The sequence below is a fragment of the Acinetobacter sp. F-1 genome, from assembly GCF_022869025.1.
Taxonomy (GTDB): domain Bacteria; phylum Pseudomonadota; class Gammaproteobacteria; order Pseudomonadales; family Moraxellaceae; genus Acinetobacter; species Acinetobacter pseudolwoffii.
On record NZ_JAJKFX010000010.1, the window covers coordinates 33,911 to 50,895 of the forward strand.

At 41.6% G+C, this 16,985-nt stretch carries 15 protein-coding genes and 1 pseudogene; 4 read left to right on the forward strand and 12 right to left on the reverse strand.

The features are described 5' to 3' along the window. Positions 1–25: 25 nt before the first annotated feature. From LOZ91_RS10245 to LOZ91_RS10260, 4 genes and pseudogenes are all read right to left on the reverse strand, one after another. On the reverse strand, positions 26–721 hold the full coding sequence (locus LOZ91_RS10245) for a methionine ABC transporter permease (RefSeq protein ID WP_005096687.1): 696 nt from the start codon (positions 719–721) through the stop codon (positions 26–28). Continuing rightward, positions 718–1,743 (reverse strand): ATP-binding cassette domain-containing protein, encoded by a 1,026-nt coding sequence (locus tag LOZ91_RS10250; protein ID WP_005171261.1) that lies wholly within the window; start codon positions 1,741–1,743, stop codon positions 718–720. The genes LOZ91_RS10245 and LOZ91_RS10250 overlap by 4 nt, the downstream gene beginning before the upstream one ends. Positions 1,744–1,819: 76 nt before the next feature. Beyond that, entirely contained in the window at positions 1,820–2,695 is an 876-nt protein-coding gene (locus tag LOZ91_RS10255; protein WP_159515866.1) for a MetQ/NlpA family ABC transporter substrate-binding protein, read from the reverse strand. 525 nt (positions 2,696–3,220) lie between these two features. Then, positions 3,221–3,346: pseudogene (locus LOZ91_RS10260) on the reverse strand (GNAT family N-acetyltransferase); the annotation flags it as partial. 49 nt (positions 3,347–3,395) lie between these two features. On the opposite strand from LOZ91_RS10260, the gene LOZ91_RS10265 reads away from it, so the two are divergent. Next, positions 3,396–4,598, forward strand: coding sequence for a hypothetical protein (locus LOZ91_RS10265; RefSeq protein ID WP_244783134.1), 1,203 nt, complete (start codon positions 3,396–3,398; stop codon positions 4,596–4,598). 54 nt (positions 4,599–4,652) lie between these two features. On the opposite strand, the gene purD is transcribed toward LOZ91_RS10265, so the two are convergent. The 8 genes from purD to LOZ91_RS10305 all read right to left on the reverse strand — a co-directional run bounded on the left by purD (position 4,653) and on the right by LOZ91_RS10305 (position 12,829). Continuing rightward, entirely contained in the window at positions 4,653–5,936 is a 1,284-nt protein-coding gene (purD, locus tag LOZ91_RS10270) for a phosphoribosylamine--glycine ligase (RefSeq protein WP_180050266.1), read from the reverse strand. A gap of 162 nt (positions 5,937–6,098) precedes the next feature. Beyond that, complete coding sequence (purH, locus tag LOZ91_RS10275; RefSeq protein WP_225552672.1) at positions 6,099–7,673, reverse strand: bifunctional phosphoribosylaminoimidazolecarboxamide formyltransferase/IMP cyclohydrolase; 1,575 nt, start codon at positions 7,671–7,673, stop codon at positions 6,099–6,101. A 95-nt stretch (positions 7,674–7,768) separates the two neighbouring features. Continuing rightward, positions 7,769–8,038 carry a DNA-binding transcriptional regulator Fis gene (gene fis / locus LOZ91_RS10280; RefSeq protein ID WP_001086304.1) on the reverse strand — a complete coding sequence of 90 codons (270 nt, stop codon included), beginning with the start codon at positions 8,036–8,038 and terminating at the stop codon, positions 7,769–7,771. A gap of 396 nt (positions 8,039–8,434) precedes the next feature. Beyond that, positions 8,435–9,289, reverse strand: coding sequence for a DUF3426 domain-containing protein (locus LOZ91_RS10285; protein ID WP_005171257.1), 855 nt, complete (start codon positions 9,287–9,289; stop codon positions 8,435–8,437). Positions 9,290–9,304: 15 nt separating this feature from the next. Next, positions 9,305–10,210: a 50S ribosomal protein L11 methyltransferase gene (gene prmA, locus LOZ91_RS10290; protein ID WP_005171256.1), complete on the reverse strand. Its 906-nt coding sequence runs from the start codon at positions 10,208–10,210 to the stop codon at positions 9,305–9,307. Positions 10,211–10,349: 139 nt separating this feature from the next. Continuing rightward, positions 10,350–11,237, reverse strand: a complete 888-nt coding sequence (locus LOZ91_RS10295) for a bile acid:sodium symporter family protein (RefSeq protein WP_005096694.1) — start codon at positions 11,235–11,237, stop codon at positions 10,350–10,352. 88 nt (positions 11,238–11,325) lie between these two features. Next, positions 11,326–12,213, reverse strand: coding sequence for a bile acid:sodium symporter family protein (locus tag LOZ91_RS10300; protein WP_159515861.1), 888 nt, complete (start codon positions 12,211–12,213; stop codon positions 11,326–11,328). Between the two features lie 145 nt (positions 12,214–12,358). Then, positions 12,359–12,829, reverse strand: a complete 471-nt coding sequence (locus LOZ91_RS10305; protein WP_005171252.1) for a hypothetical protein — start codon at positions 12,827–12,829, stop codon at positions 12,359–12,361. Between the two features lie 255 nt (positions 12,830–13,084). On the opposite strand from LOZ91_RS10305, the gene mnmG reads away from it, so the two are divergent. The 3 genes from mnmG (at position 13,085) to LOZ91_RS10320 (ending at position 16,946) form a co-directional block, all read left to right on the forward strand. Further along, complete coding sequence (mnmG, locus tag LOZ91_RS10310) at positions 13,085–14,965, forward strand: tRNA uridine-5-carboxymethylaminomethyl(34) synthesis enzyme MnmG (protein ID WP_244783135.1); 1,881 nt, start codon at positions 13,085–13,087, stop codon at positions 14,963–14,965. Positions 14,966–15,281: 316 nt separating this feature from the next. Continuing rightward, on the forward strand, positions 15,282–16,487 hold the full coding sequence (gene mhpT, locus LOZ91_RS10315) for a 3-(3-hydroxy-phenyl)propionate transporter MhpT (RefSeq protein WP_244783136.1): 1,206 nt from the start codon (positions 15,282–15,284) through the stop codon (positions 16,485–16,487). A 132-nt stretch (positions 16,488–16,619) separates the two neighbouring features. Next, a complete protein-coding gene (locus tag LOZ91_RS10320) occupies positions 16,620–16,946 on the forward strand; it encodes a hypothetical protein (protein WP_100535160.1) in 327 nt (108 codons plus the stop codon). The last annotated feature ends 39 nt before the right edge of the window (positions 16,947–16,985 follow it).

A 16,985-nucleotide genomic window follows, 5' to 3' on the forward strand; every position in this document is an offset into this window, starting at 1 on the left:
AGTATTAAAAACAATAAAAACTAGATTAACGAAGTCGGGACAACCAGTCCCCCAGACTTTGTACAATCTGTACCAAAATCAATAACACAATCACCGTCATGATCACCACAGAGGTATCGAAACGCTGATAACCGTAAGAAATGGCCAGATCACCGATACCGCCGGCACCGACAGCACCCGCCATTGCTGTTGCACCAATCAAGCTGATGGTGGCAGTGGTCAGGTTCAGAATCAGTGAACTACGTGCTTCAGGTAAGACAAACTTGAAGATAATCTGCATTGGGGTTGCACCCATCGCTTGCGCAGATTCAATAATGCCTTCATTCACTTCCAGTAATGAGGTTTCAACCAAGCGACCAATATAAGGGCCGACATAAATAGTCAGTGGTACAATTGCGGCCCAAGTACCAATTGAAGTGCCGACCAAAAACTTGGTCAGCGGAATAACGGCAATCAGTAGAATAATAAATGGTAGTGAACGTAACGCATTGACAATCGGATTGAGACCGTGATAAATCACACGATTTTGCAAGATGCCGTTAGGACGCGTCACCACTAAAGTAATTGCCTGAATAAAACCCCAGATACAGCCAAACAGCATTGCGAAGAACACCATATGAAAGGTTTCTTGCAGCGCTGTCACAAATTGATCCATCGACAGCGAGCTTTTCCAGAACGGCGCAGTAATTGTCGTCAGCCACTGTACAATTAAATCTCTCATGCCTGTACTCCTGCTTGATCTACCTGTACGCCGTTATCTTTCAGATATTGCACTGCAGCGCTAATCTCTGCGGAATCACCCAGGAGCTGAATAAACATCTGACCAATCACCGAACCATTAATTTCGGTCATGTTGGCAAACAGGATATTTAAACTGATATCAAACTGTTTAATCACGGCCTGAATCACCGTTTCCTGAGCCGAGCTGCCAAGGAATTTTAAACAATAAATACTGTGATGATTCTGGTTTTCCAGATTATTCAGAATATTGACCGGCAAATGTTGCTGAAGCACGGTTTGAATAAAATTTTTGGTGGTCGGGTGTTGCGGCTGACTGAAGATCTGTAGCGTGCTGCCGGTTTCAATCACATCACCTTTTTCCATCACAGCGACATAATCACAGACGGTTTCAATTACATCCATTTCATGAGTGACCATGACAATGGTAATACCTTGCTCTTGATTGATTTTTTTGAGTAATTGCAGAACTGATTTGGTGGTTTGTGGATCGAGTGCCGAAGTCGCTTCATCACAAAGTAAAATCTTGGGATGGTTGGCAAGGGCACGGGCAATCCCGACGCGCTGTTTTTGACCACCAGACAATTCATCCGGAAAAGCCTGCCGTTTATGTTTCAGGTCAATAAAATCTAATAATTCTTCGAGGCGTTTTTCCCGTTCAGCCTTGCTCCAGCCCAGAAGCTTCATAGGCATTTCGATATTGGCCGCCACGGTTTTGGTTTGCATTAAATTAAAATGCTGGAAAATCATGCCGATATTGGCACGTTCTTGACGCAATGTTTTGGCATCGAGTGCGGTAAAATCTGTTCCATTAATGATAATCTGACCTGAGCTTGGACGCTCAAGTAAATTAATCAGACGGATGAGGGTACTTTTACCGGCACCACTATAACCGATGATGCCAAAAATACTGCCGGTTGGAATCGATAGATTAATCTGATTCAAGGCATGCAAGGTTTGACCCTTAAGCTCATACTGTTTTGAAATATCTTTAAATTCAATCATAGTGTCAAAAACTGCATCACGGATAAAAAAACAGGCAAGAAATCGTCCTTGCCTGTTCTAAAAGACTATTATAGTACTATTTTGATTCAGTTAAATACGTCACCGGCTTGTTTACTGCAACTTTAGTGCCACCAAAATTTTCATCGACATACGCTTGAACTGCTGGCGTATGATACAAGGCACCTACTTTTTGCAGTACAGGATCCGTTTGACGATCTGCTGCAACCGCTAATACGTTTACATTCATTTTTGTGCTTTGATCAATTGGCTCATAGTAAACCGCATCTTTTAATACGTTTAAACCGCCTTCCATTGCCAGCGTATTGCCTAGCACAATTGCATCAACTTCATCTTTTACACGTACTGCAGTTGCCATTTGAATAGGCTTAATCACGATTTGTTTTGCATTTTCAGCCACATCAGCTGTTGTGCCTTTTACATTGTCAAAGCCAGCTTTTAATTTGACCAGACCTGCCGATTGTAAAAGTAATAACGCGCGTGATTCATTTGCACCGTCGTTTGGAATGGCAATGGTTGCACCTGTTTTAAACTCATTCAAAGATTTTACTTTGCTTGAGTAAATTCCCATTGGTTCTAAATAGGTGGTAGACAATGGTGCAATTTTTGCTGTATTGGCATCGTTATACGCAACCATATAGGCATATGACTGGAATGCATTGACATCGATTTCTTTATTGGCAACGGCTGTGTTCATTGACACATAGTCAGTGAAATTTTTCACATCAAGTTTAATGCCGGCTGCTTTGGTTTCAGGTAATGTGGCGATATAGCGCCATACATCTGCATCTGAACCGGTCGATGCCATGGTTACGGTTTGAAGGCCATTCGCATCTTTGGCTTGTGCTGCATCATTGGCAGGCGCTTCTTGTTTGCCACACCCAGTCAAAGTTAATACAGAGGCACTCAATAAAACGCCAAGTAATTTTTTCATGAAATTTTCCTAATTTTAATCTTGCCTAGAGTATAAGAATTTTTAAATCGTGTTAAATAAGATTTTTATACGATCTAAGTATGTGTCCTGATCGTTGTTGGTGCTGGCCTTAAACTAAAAGATCCAAGCCTACAGCAATTGTTCTGGTGAACGCGATCAAGTCAGAAATGCCACAAACCTGATTGTAAATGATCTATTTTGGAGAGAAAAATAGATAGTTTATAAGCACATGAAGTAGTTTGAGCATTCTGGGATTGTCGATATCATAGCAATAAATCTATATTCGATATACTGGATAGCAAAGCCTTGTTTAGCTCTTTAGTTGAATAAAAAACCAAGTTGTTTTATAAAAATATTAATTAAAACAATATTTTATTTATATTAGGGGTATGGTTTTTAGGGGGTTGTTTAAATAGTGAGCTTTATAAGATTTTATCCAATCTAAATCATAAAAATGGATATATATGATTTATTGATGGAATCAAAGTAGCGTTGCGCTGTTCTAGACATCAGGGTGTTATCTCGATTCAGCTTCTTTGGGAAATAGCACATAACTTCATCGTCTGTGCACATTTGGATAAATGGGTCGGTGTCGGAGTCTTTCCATTGGCGGAGGATCAGGCTAGGGGGCTGAATGCTTATGGATGGCATCGTGGTATTACACTATTATTGACGAATTAATTATAACAGAGATGTATTTGTGAAGAATTATCAGGATAAGGAAACAGGTCAGATTTATGCTTTTGAAGATGATTATGATCCCTTTCTTTCTGATAATCGTAATACTCCTAAGACACTAACTAAAAATATTAAAACAAGACCAACAGAAACATCAGTTTGGTATGATGGTGGTTGGATTGAGAGAACAGATGCGCCAATTGATTATATAGAGCCTACTTCTAGCGTACCATCATACAATCCTGCTTGGATGGTACATTTAAAACCCTATTCAGCAATAGTGAGTGATAAACAACCACAGTTTCAGTTCTCATTAGATCAAATCAATAACAATTCTTATGATGGAATGCAATTATCTAAAGTAATAGGAATACTTTCTTTAGAGGATAATTTAGATGTATTGATCAGCTATGATGGTGGAATAGCAATACCTCAAAGTGAAAAATTTTCAAAGAGAGTTGATGGTATTACTAAGTTAAATGAAATTCTCTGTCGTTTTTTATTAGGTGGAATTCATACAGAAGTATTGCATACACATGAGTTAACAGTAGGGACTTTACATGAAAAAACGCACTTATTTTGTTATGCACCATCGCTTTATAATCAATTGAGATTCAATTGGGCATCTATTGCAGATAGGTTTCAGCCATTGATGGTTCCAAGAGTTTTACATTTAAATGATTTGCAAAAAGCTTATATGGATGGGCGAGAAATTCTTGAATCTATACCTACTTTCACGCCATTTTTTCTTTTAAATGGTTATACATCGTTAATCAATCAAAATATTAATGATGCTTTAAATAATCTTTGGATTGTTGTTGAACAACTTACAGAAATTTTATGGAAGCAAATTTATATTAGGCATAAAGATAATTATCCAAGACGAGTGCAAAAGTGTCATGCAAATTACAAAGAAAGTAATTATTTAAAGCATATTGCTACAAAACATAAGCTTTTGAGGTTGGCTAAAGTTATCACAAGGCAAAATTATAAAATACTAGAATGCGCTCGAAAATCTCGTAATAATTTAGCACATAGAGGAAGACAGCCAAATCGTGAAGTAGTTATTACGTTATGGGAACAATTGCCCGAACTTCTAGAGTCTGCTACGGATTATAAAAATATAGGTATGAGAGAAATAAAAATTGGACAAGAAATCAATTGGAATAATTCACATAATAATAATTTTGATGAATGGAAAGAATTAGTATCTCTGATGAAATAAATGTATTAAAAAAACCCCGCACTCAGCGGGGTTTTTACTTAATCAAAATTAAGATTAAGCATTTTCACGTGCAATGGCACGGTAACCGATATCTTTACGATATTGAACGCCGTCGAATGTCACTTTTTTGCAAAGTTCCAAAGCTTTGGCTTGTGCTTCACCAATCGTATTACCAAGCGCAGTTACGCAAAGTACACGACCACCCGCAGTCACAATCTCGCCATTTTCATTGGCTTTCGTACCGGCATGGAAAACTTTTGCATCAGTCATTTCAGTGTCTAAACCAGAAATCACATCACCATTGCTTGATGTTTCTGGGTAGCCTTTTGATGCCAGTACGATACCGACAGTCTTGCGCTCATCCCATTCAGCTTCTTTCGGTAAATTACCGTCTAAGCCTGCTTGAACCAAATCCACTAAAGATGATTTTAAACGCATCATGATGGGTTGAGTTTCAGGGTCGCCAAAACGACAGTTGAACTCGATCACTTTCGGTTGACCTTGTTCATCAATCATCAAGCCAGCGTACAAGAAACCAGTATAAACGTGACCGTCTTTTTTCATACCTTCAACGGTAGGACGCATCACTTCATTCATGGTTTTTTCAAATACATCCGCAGTCACAACAGGCGCAGGCGAGTAAGCACCCATACCACCCGTGTTTGGACCTTGGTCGCCTTCAAAGATACGTTTGTGATCTTGTGAAGTCGCCATAGGTAAGATGTTGTCGCCATCAATCATACAAATGAAAGATGCTTCTTCGCCTGCAAGGAATTCTTCAATTACAACGCGAGAACCTGCATCGCCAAATTTGTTGCCTGCAAGCATGTCATCGATCGCATCAAATGCTTCTTGATTGGTCATGGCAACGATCACGCCTTTGCCCGCAGCAAGACCGTCGGCCTTAATGACGATCGGCGCACCATTTTTTTCAACAAATGCTTTCGCAGCATCTACTTCTGTAAATACATCGTAAAACGCAGTTGGAATGTTGTGGCGTTTTAAGAAATGTTTCGCGAAAGCTTTAGAGCCTTCAAGCTGCGCAGCAAATTGAGTTGGACCCCAAATTTTTACACCCGCTTCACGGCAAGCATCAACGACACCGTTTACCAATGGAGCTTCTGGGCCGACAATGACAAGCTCAACGGCATTGTTTTTTGCGAAATCGATAATCGCAGCATTGTCTAAAATACTTAAATTTACGTTTTCACATTTATTTTCAGTGGCTGTACCTGCGTTGCCCGGAGCAACAAAGACTTTTGCAACTTTATCGTCTTGTGCGATTTTCCATGCAAGTGCATGTTCACGACCGCCATTACCCAAAACTAAAATATTCATCTAAAAATCCCTCAAAAGAATAGAATCCCACCTTGCGAAGCCATGCTTCTCACCCTGTAAAAAAGAAGGGCTTCACGAATAAAAATGTCCCTTTATTTGTGAAAAGTCCCCCTTTTTACAAAGGGGGATTTAGGGGGATTAATAAATACGACTTTGAATCAATTAGTGACGGAAATGACGCATGCCAGTGAACACCATCGCAATACCTGCTTCGTCAGCAGCCGCAATGGTTTCTTCGTCACGCATAGAACCACCCGGCTGGATAATACATTTGATACCCGCTTTAGCGGCGTTATCAATACCATCCCGGAATGGGAAGAATGCATCAGACGCCATAACTGCACCCTCAACGACCAAGCCAGCATGTTCAGCTTTAATTGCAGCAATACGAGCAGAGTTAACACGGCTCATTTGACCTGCGCCAACACCAATGGTTTGACGGTTTTTCGCATAAACAATCGCATTAGATTTCACGTATTTTGCGACTTTCCAGGCAAAGATCATGTCATCAATTTCTTGTTCAGTCGGAGCACGCTTGGTCACCACTTTAAGATCATCTTTAGTAATCATGCCCAAGTCTTGATCTTGTACTAACAAGCCGCCATTCACGCGTTTGTAGTCAAGTTGTGATTGACGTGCATCGATTGCTGGAAGTTCACCGCAAACTAAAACACGTACGTTTTTCTTCGCACCAGTCACTTCAAGTACGCCATCAGCAATACTTGGTGCAATGATCACTTCAACGAATTGACGCTCAACAATCGCTTGTGCAGTTGCAACGTCTAATTCACGGTTGAATGCAATGATGCCGCCAAATGCAGATTCGGGATCTGTTGCATACGCAAGGTCATAAGCCGCTTGAATGCCGTCTAAAGACACTGCAACGCCACATGGGTTTGCGTGCTTAACGATTACACAAGCAGGTTTCGCAAAAGATTTAACACATTCAAGTGCAGCGTCTGTGTCTGCAATGTTGTTATAAGAGAGTTCTTTACCTTGAAGCTGTTTCGCAGTAGAAACAGATGCTTCTGTCGCTGTGTCTTCAACGTAGAACGCAGCAGACTGGTGCGGGTTTTCACCGTAACGAAGATCTTGAACTTTGTTCAATTGTGTATTGAAGGTACGTGCAAACTTGTCCGCTTCACCTTCTTGTTTGCCTACGCGAGCGCCAAGGTAAGATGCGATCATGCCGTCATATTGTGCAGTATGTTCAAATGCTTTTACTGCAAGGTCGAAACGAGTCGCATGCGATAAAGCGCCTTCAGCTTTAAGCTCAGCTACAACAGTGGCATAGTCAGAAGCATTCACCACGATGCCTACAGATGCATGGTTTTTTGCCGCAGCGCGAACCATGGTAGGGCCACCAATGTCGATGTTTTCGATCGCATCAGCCAGTGAACAGTTTGGTTTTGCTACAGTTGCAGCAAATGGATAGAGGTTTACAACGACTAAATCAATAGCATCAATGTTGTGTTCAGCCATCACAGCTTCGTCTAGACCACGACGAGCCAGAATACCACCATGAATTTTAGGATGTAGCGTTTTTACACGGCCGTCCATCATCTCTGGGAAACCAGTATGCTCTGAAACTTCTACTACAGCGACACTATTGTCTTTCAACAATTTGTAGGTACCACCTGTAGATAAAATTTCTACCCCTAGAGCAGCAAGTTCTTGTGCAAATTCAACAATACCAGTCTTGTCAGACACAGAGATTAAAGCGCGTTTAATAGTCATGATCTTCGTCACAGTTTTTAAGGAACAGAATAAAACAAAATCAGCAATTTACAGGTTAAAAAAAATGCCTGCGGAAGCCGCAAGCATTTTATCATTTATTCACTCATTAAACCGTGAGCTTTTAACTTTTTACGTAAAGTACCACGGTTGAGTCCGAGAATCTCGGCAGCACGTGTTTGGTTACCACGTGTATATTCTAGAACTACAGATAGAAGAGGTTTCTCCATTTCTGCTAGCACCATGTCGTATACCTGAGATGGTTGCTCGCCCTGTAGTTGCGCAAAATAATGGCGAACTGCGCGATCTACGTGGATACGTAAAGCAACATCAGATTGTGCAGTAAAAATAGGAGATTTGCTATTCATGCGAATTAATCCGAAAAACAAATATCGCTTGGGTAAAGCGATATAAAAAGTGGTCTAAAATTGAAATGAACTCCGCTTTAGATCCTAAAACTGGAGTTCTAAAACTTAATCATTGCATTGAGCCAATAGCTTGACACATCTCAACGTTTTGGTCGAAAAATAAGCGTAACAATAGTTAAAGTTTTGTTACTGACCAAAATCAAAACAAAAAAATCTGCACGATACGCAATAAATTTTATAGCGCATTAGGCAAGACTGTATTTGTTGTGAAAAAGTAGCGAGGAGTTGCAGCACATAGCTTTCGTGGCGCGTATCATACCATTGTCTAAGCAAAAGTGAGCAAGAAAACTGCATTTTTTTTAACTTTTTTTAATTTTTTAATGCTTTCTATTCAGATTAAGGGCGAATTATTTCCAAACTATAGCGATCAAAGCTTTTACGATCGACAGGAAGCTCAAATTTGAATTTAAATGGACTGTTTTTCGGGATACGTTCAATATTGACCAGACTTTCAATCAGATACTCTTTGGCAGACAGGTTATAAGTCGCAACAACTTCACCGCGCTGTTCCAGATTGATTTTTAAAATCGGTAAAGCCAGGCTACGGTCATGGAAGTTGATCAGCTCACCGCTAAATTCAGTTTTCTTGTGACTGGTTGCCTTGATCTTGACTTTATTGACCTGAATCAGCGTGTAGTATTTTTCCAGATTGGAACAATTAAACACCTCGCATACATTGTTAAAGGCCAGACTCATGATATGACTATTTTTGATGTATTGCGGATTAAACCAGAAAAACTGGAACAGCAATACGCCAAATAGCATCAGGTTCAAGATGCTCCAGCCAATATAATACATTGGCCCACGGTATATCTGTTTTTCTGCCTGATCTTCCCAGTTCATGCTCGGCAGTACCGAGATAGGTTCGGTACTGAAATAGTTCAGATTGTTTAAATAGGTTTCCAGATCGATATTTGAATGTTCAACTTTCTGATCGAAAATATATAAAAGACTGTGCGTATTTTGCTGTTGATCGCGACCATATACAGGCGGGTTATATCGAGAATAGGTTTGATCCTGAGACGCTGAGGTAGTGACCGAGTTTTGGGCTTCGGCCACCAGATGCGATAAGGCATTAAATGAAGTGGTACATTTGGGACAGCAAACCATACCCTGCGCAATGGTGAGTTGAGCAACTGTGACCTTGTAGGTGGTGGAACAGGTAGGGCAATGGGTTCGTTTGTCACTCATAAACTATTTGTAGACTCATTCATTCTTATGGCGTTTACCCGAGATACGGCACCAGTGCTCGTCTCGTTTTTCTACGTCTAATATATCAAAATAATTTGAGTAAATGCTAGTAACATCAGCAACTTGCTCTTCGATAACTCCGGCAAGTGCGAACTGTCCCTCAGATTTAATTAAAGTTGCGAACTCAGGAGCCAACATCATTAGTGGCGCAGCCAAAATATTGGCAACAAATACGTCAGCCTTGGTAGTGCCGAGTTCATCTCTAAATTCTTCTGGCAGGCCGACATAAAGTTTGTCCAGTACACCATTCAGTTCAGCATTTTGCTGGGTGGCCAGAACTGCTTGTGGGTCAATATCAGTGGCATATGCTTTTTTAGCACCTAAGAGCAGGGCAGCTACCGCGAGAATGCCTGAACCACAGCCATAATCGATGACGATTTTGTCTTTAACGTCAATTTTGCCGAGCCATTGTAAGCACAAGAATGTAGAGGCGTGGTTCCCTGTACCGAATGCCAGACCCGGATCAAGCTTGATATTGACTGCATCGGCTTCAGGTGCTTGCATCCATTCCGGTACAATCCAGTATTTTTCAGCAATCTGGATTGGCTCATACGCATCCATCCAGGTGCGTTCCCAAGCCTGATCTTCAATGAATTCGTACTTGATCGGCGCTTCTGGCATTTGCGCACCAATAAAGGTTTCTAGTGCAGCAACGTCAATTTCTTCGCCTTCTTCCTGTGCATAAATACCAGTCACAATCACTTTATTCCAGAGTGGTGTTTCGCCTGGAAGTGGTTCCAGCAAATCCTGGTTTTCAGCATCATCCAGGGTCACACTCACTGCGCCTAGTGAGCTGAGTAATGTCTCAGTATAATCGACCTGAGCTTGTTCAACCGTAATATGAATTTGTAACCACTTCACAGAAATAACCTTTATACATTTTTCAAAAAGCTATTGTAACGGAAGTTCAGACACAACGCTGCTATCTTCTTGATGCATACCCAAAATAAAAAGGATGCCGAAGCACCCTGTATAAAGCTCTATAAAGCTCTATAAAGACTTATGAAACCTTAGAGAGAAGAGGTGTTCTGTCTAATGGTGCAAAGCGGTTAAGCAGTAGACCAAAAATGGCAGCAAAAATATACATGAAGATTGAATAAACCGCGGCAGGCATGGCCACAGCAGTGCTGGACATCACGGTCAGGGCAATGGTCATGGCTAATGTGCTGTTGTGAATGCCGATTTCAAAGGCACTGGCCCGTGCCTGAGCGGTATCTATATTCATTAAGCGGGGGACAAAATAGCCGATGGTCAGGCTGAAAATACAGAACAATGCCGTGGCGACACCGACCTGAGTCAGATATTCGGCAATATTGGTGCGTTCACTATAGATGGCCCCGACAATAATCAGAATCAAGAATATGACTGCAAAAATACGCAGCGGTCTATTCAGTTTTTCAGTCAGGCGTGGTGCATGATGTCGAATCAGCATACCAATCGCGACAGGAATAATAATGATGCCAAACACCTGAAGAATTTTGCCAAGCTGGAGCGTGATCTGCTGGCTGTCCTGCATGAAATGCATAATCGAAAAATTAACGATCAACGGTAAAGTTAAGGCTGCAATCACTGAATTAATCGCAGTCAGGGTGATGTTGAGTGCCAGATCACCTTTGAAAAGATAGCTAAACAGATTGGCCGTACTGCCGCCGGGTGAGGCGGCTAACAGCATCAGACCCACGGCAAGAAGTGGGGGTAGGGCCAGAACTTTACACAGGATAAATGCAATACCGACCAATAAGACCAGTTGACAAAATAATGCGACTAAAACAGCTTTAGGATGTTGGGTGACCCGGGCGAAATCTTTGAGGGTAAGTTCGAGACCTAAACCCACCATAATAATTGCGAGCGCAAGCGGCAGTAAAATCGTAATAATGCCAGAATCCATCTGTCATGCTCCTTGTTAAAAATTATTTTAATACTTTTGCTTTTCTTGGGAAAAGCATACAGCTTTATCGCAGACTCAGCCAAATAAATTACAAATCCGATAAACGATTTTTATGGCGATAAGCGATATATTGGCGACTCATCATCACCCCGAAAATAGTCGCAAAACTATACATGACAATGGTGTAAATGCCGGCCGGAATCGCCATGGTGACATTGCCTAAGACCGAAATCGCAATGGTGATCGCAATCGCCGTATTATGAATGCCGATTTCAAAGGTACAGGCCCGTGCCATTTTTTCTGGAATACCCATCAGTAGCGGAATGCAATAACCAATAAACAGGCTGGAAAAACATAAAATCACAGTAGCTAAACCAATACTGGAAAAATATTCAAAGAGATTAAAACGATCTCTAAAAACGGCAAATATCAAGAGTATGCTTAAAAAACTAATTGAAACGAAGCGCATCGATTTGCTGACGGTAATGGATAAATGTGGAAATTTGGCTCGAAGCAGCATCCCGATGATCACGGGGATCAGGGTAATTAAAAACACCTGTATCATTTTTTCAACTGGAAATGTCACAGTCGAGTCGTGACTCATAAAGTATTGTAATGAGAGATTGATAATAAAGGGCAGGGTGAAAATAGAAATGATGGTATTGATGGCAGTCAGGGTGATATTCAGTGCGACATCGCCTTTATACAGATAGCTAAACAGGTTGGCGGTTGGGCCTCCTGGTGAAGCGGCCAGAAGCATTAAACCTACTGCGAGTAAAGGAGCTAAGTCCAGAATCAGGCAAATAAAGAAAGCAATACTGGTCAACAGCACGAGCTGTGTAAATAGGGCAATAAAAATGACTTTAGGATAGCGGCTTAAGCGCAGGAAATCCTTGATTTTTAATTCGAGTCCCAGCCCCATCATCATGATTGCCAATGTAATAGGCAAAAAAAAGTTAAAAAACCCCGAATCCATGAAAAATCCTTTTTATTATTGATTTTTAGATAGATTTTAAGTGTAGCGGAGCTGAATAAATAAGCAATATAAAACGGGCAAAATGTATTCACTTTGCCCGTCAAAGCTTTTACTTGAAATGTAAGCTATTTAGAGCTATGACAGCTTACATGCCTGGCTGAGTTTGCATTTGCGCATCAGGCGGAGTCTGTTGGTCATTCATTGGTTGCTGCATTTGCGGCTGGCTCATTTGTGGTTGCATTGGCTGACTGTGCATTTGGGATTGTCCCTGAGGGCGTGGCGGCATAAAGCCTAAAGCACATTTACCTTTGACTTCGGTTCCATTAATGGTGGCGGTGGTCGCGCTACTATTGCCACTACAGGTACTCATGAGTTCAGCTTCATCACCTTTGATTGAAGCATTTTTTGATGAAGCGAAAAACTGTGGCTCACAGGTTCCATTCCAGATAATGCCTCGATGGGCAAAACTGACTTGTGCACCTTGGGTTTTGCCTTTACAAACCTGTTGATACTTTTGCGCATTATAAGTGGTTTCGACCTTATCATTTGCTGAGGCTGCAAATGGCGCAAAACATAAACCACACAGAACAGTTGAGAGAAAAATATTCTTATTCATCAGTTATACCTTTGTTTGTAATGTAAGCAGTATATAGCTTAAAAAATACTCAAAATTAAACAGTGTAAATCGAGTAATTTTCTGAACTTATATGTTTAATTTATATAGTCCCTCTGCAAAGTTAAATTACAGTGCTTGATTCTTGTACAAGATGATTCATTTTTTATCTCAGGATAAATTCGACTGAATCTGTCTACTTTAGAATGAAATTTGCTATAATACTCAGCTATCCTTTTTTATCTCTCAATTACCACTATGCATTATCCTAAAGTATACGATGTCATTGTTATCGGTGGCGGTCACGCCGGTACAGAAGCAGCTCTGGCTGCAGCGCGTATGGGTCGACAGACTTTACTCTTAACTCATAACATTGAGACTTTAGGGCAGATGAGCTGTAACCCGGCCATCGGTGGTATTGGTAAATCGCACTTGGTGCGTGAAATTGATGCCTTGGGCGGTGCAATGGCGCTGGCTGCCGACAAAGGCGGTATTCAGTTCCGTATTTTGAACTCGCGTAAAGGTGCAGCAGTTCGTGCAACACGTGCGCAGGCAGACCGTGTCCGTTTTAAAGCGGCAATTCGTGAAACCTTAGAGAATCAGGCGAACTTGGATATTTTCCAGCAAGCGGCTGATGACCTGATTGTTGAAGGCGATACCGTCAAAGGTGTGGTTACCCAAATGGGTATTCGTTTTGATGCCAAAACTGTGGTGTTGACTGCGGGTACATTCCTGGGTGGCGTAATTCACGTTGGTCTGGAAAAATCCAGTGGTGGTCGAGCCGGTGATCCGCCGTCGATTTCATTGGCAGCACGTTTGCGCGAATTGAATTTACCTGTGGGGCGTTTAAAAACCGGTACACCACCGCGTATCGATGCACGTTCGGTCGACTTTTCTGTAATGACACCGCAGCCGGGTGATTTCCCATCTCCAACCATGTCGTTTATGGGCGATGCGTCTATGCATCCGGAACAGGTGAACTGCTATATCACGCATACCAATGAACGTACGCATGAGATTATTCGCGGTGGTCTAGATCGCTCACCGATGTATACTGGTAAAATTGAAGGTGTGGGGCCGCGTTATTGCCCATCAATTGAAGATAAGATTCACCGTTTTGCCGATAAAGACTCGCATCAAGTATTCTTGGAACCGGAAGGTCTGGATACGCATGAGCTTTATCCAAATGGTATTTCAACTTCATTGCCATTTGATGTGCAGTTTGAGTTGGTTCGCTCAATCCGTGGTATGGAAAATGCGCATATTTTGCGTCCGGGCTACGCCATTGAGTACGACTATTTCAACCCGCAAGCGTTGAAATTTACCCTTGAAACCAAAGCGATTAATAACCTGTATTTCGCTGGTCAAATTAATGGAACCACTGGTTATGAAGAAGCAGGTGCACAAGGTTTGCTGGCAGGTTTAAATGCTGCACGTCGTGCCTGGGATCAAGAGCAGTGGACACCAAAACGCGATGAAGCCTATATGGGTGTATTGGTAGATGACCTGATTACGTTAGGCACCAAAGAACCGTACCGTATGTTTACCTCACGTGCTGAATATCGTTTGATGTTACGTGAAGACAATGCCGACCAGCGTTTAACTACGATCGGTCGTGAATTGGGTCTGGTCGATGATGCACGTTGGGCGGTTTACTGCGAAAAAATGGAAGCAGTTGAAAAAGAAACCGGTCGTTTGCAGCATCTTTGGGCGGCGCCAAACAATCCAATGGGCAAGAAATTCGTTGAGATGACTGGCGCAGATTTATCTAAAGAATGTTCAGCGATCGATCTTTTGAAACGTCCAAATATTTCATTTGCACAAATTGCCGAGTTAACCGGTTCTGATGTATCTGCGCAGGTCGGTGATCAGATTGAAATCGCAGTGAAATATGCGGGTTATATCAACCGTCAGCATGAAGATGTGGCACAAATGAAACGTCTTGAGGAAACCCGTATTCCAGGCGACTTCGATTATGATATCGTGTCGGGTCTGTCGCGTGAAATCACGTTGAAACTGAAGGATGTACGTCCTGAAACATTGGCGCAAGCCAGCCGTATTCCGGGTGTGACGCCTGCGGCTGTTCAATTGGTGATGATTACGATTCGTAAGAATGCACAAACGAAAAAATCTGCTTAAGAATACAGTGTGAAAAAGCCCGCGCAATGCGGGCTTTTTATCGGCTGATGTTTTTGTATAAGTCTCGGCTATCATTCAATTATAAATAACTACTATTTAACTAAGTGTCTTATTTATAAAGATAATAAAAATTATTAAGATGTAAAAAGTCTATAAATTTTAGCTTTTAGGTCTAATGGAAAGGGTATTAAGTAGAGTTGATGGACTTAAATCCGACTATTGTCGTGGTATTTCTCTGACCAGATTAGGATAAGAATAGGGGAAATAGGATCGTCAGGCTATCAAACGATTTATAGGTTATTGATGGAGATCAATCATGATAAAGCCTTATAGTGAAAAATTACGAAAAATATTGACGATTTTCTTGTGCTTTTGGGTGGCATTTTTTGAGGGTTTCGATCTTCAGGCTCCTGGAATTGCAGCAAAAGGAATTGCGGCAAGCTTTGCTTTAGATCAGGTTCAGATGGGCTATGTGTTTAGTCTGGGCGTCTTTGGAATGCTCTTTGGTGCATTCTTTGGCGGACGTATCGCGGATTATTTGGGACAAAAGAAAGTCCTGATGTTGTCTGTGGCTATTTTTGGTGTGTTCATGTCGCTGACTGCAATTGCACCGAGCATCGAGGTTTTATATGCTGCGCGTTTCTTGACCGGTTTGGGTCTGGGTGCTGCAATGCCGACCATGATTTCCGTGGTTGGAGATGAAGCAACTGAAGCCAATCGCGGTAAGCTCAATAGCTTGATGTATTGTGGCCTGCCTGTCGGTGCTATTTTTGTCGCCGGTTTGGCTATGCTGCTTCCAGATATTCAATGGCAGACTTTATTTTTAATTGGTGGTTTAACGCCTTTAGCGCTTCTCCCTTTTATGACCTTTATTCTTAAAGATCAGTCTACAGCAGCGGTAGCGCAAAAAAGATCTGGCGAAGCTGTACCGGGCATGGTCGAGGTTTTGTTCAAGCAGCAACAGTATAAAAATACAGTGCCGCTTTGGGTGGGTTTCTTTTTTACCTTGATGATCAACTATATTCTGATTAGCTGGTTGCCTAATCTGCTAATGGAACAAGGCTTGCAAAAACAGCAGGCATTTCTGGTGATGCTGGTGTTTCAGGTGGGTGCGGTGATTGGAACCTTGAGTTTGGGTTATTTGCTAGATCGTTTAAAATTGTGGCAAATGGCAACCCTTATTTACAGCGGCTTATTTGTTGCCTTGGTTTTGTTGTTCACCAGTACTTCGATTCCGCTATTAATTTTAGCCGGGGTGATGGGTGGGATCTTTTCTACAGGTGGTCAATCTATTCTGTATGGCATCTCACCGATTTTTTATTCAGGTGCAGGTAAAGTTACAGGCGTGGGCAGCGCCATTTCTTTAGGCCGTTTAGGTGCCATGACCGGTCCGTTATTAACCGGAAAAATTTTGGCATTAGGTTTGGGAACTACAGGTATCCTTATGGCAAGTTTACCTGCGGTGGTTGTATCAGCGGTAGCGGTCACGGCACTGTCACGTTATAAGGCAGCTCATAAATAAGCCAATTTTGTGCTTTTTTCGCTACTAAAAAGGAATCTACGGATTCCTTTGTTATGGCTCATATTTTAATTGAGTAAAATCGGCAGATAAAATTTGCTAAAATAGATGGATAGCAAACAGACTGATTTTTATATGCCTTACCAACTGATCGAACTCGATATTCAGGCCGCCGATAATATTGCCTGTCCACATTGCCAGCAGAACATTATTGACTGGACTGAAGAACAATATGTACAGCCATGTGAACATACTTTATTTATTGCCATGGATATTGGCTTTGAATATATGACCGATGAATTTGAGCACAGCATGCCGCGTTCGGTAGATGATCTGCATGCCAATGACGATCAGGTGAATATGTTTGATGAAATTACCGCCAGTACTTATTCAGACTATCTGATCTTAAAGTCAGACTTGGGCGCAGCAGGTTATTCGCGTTATATCGGCTTAACTGTTTAACTCATTTCAGTATAAAAAAGCACCCGAAGGTGCTTTTAT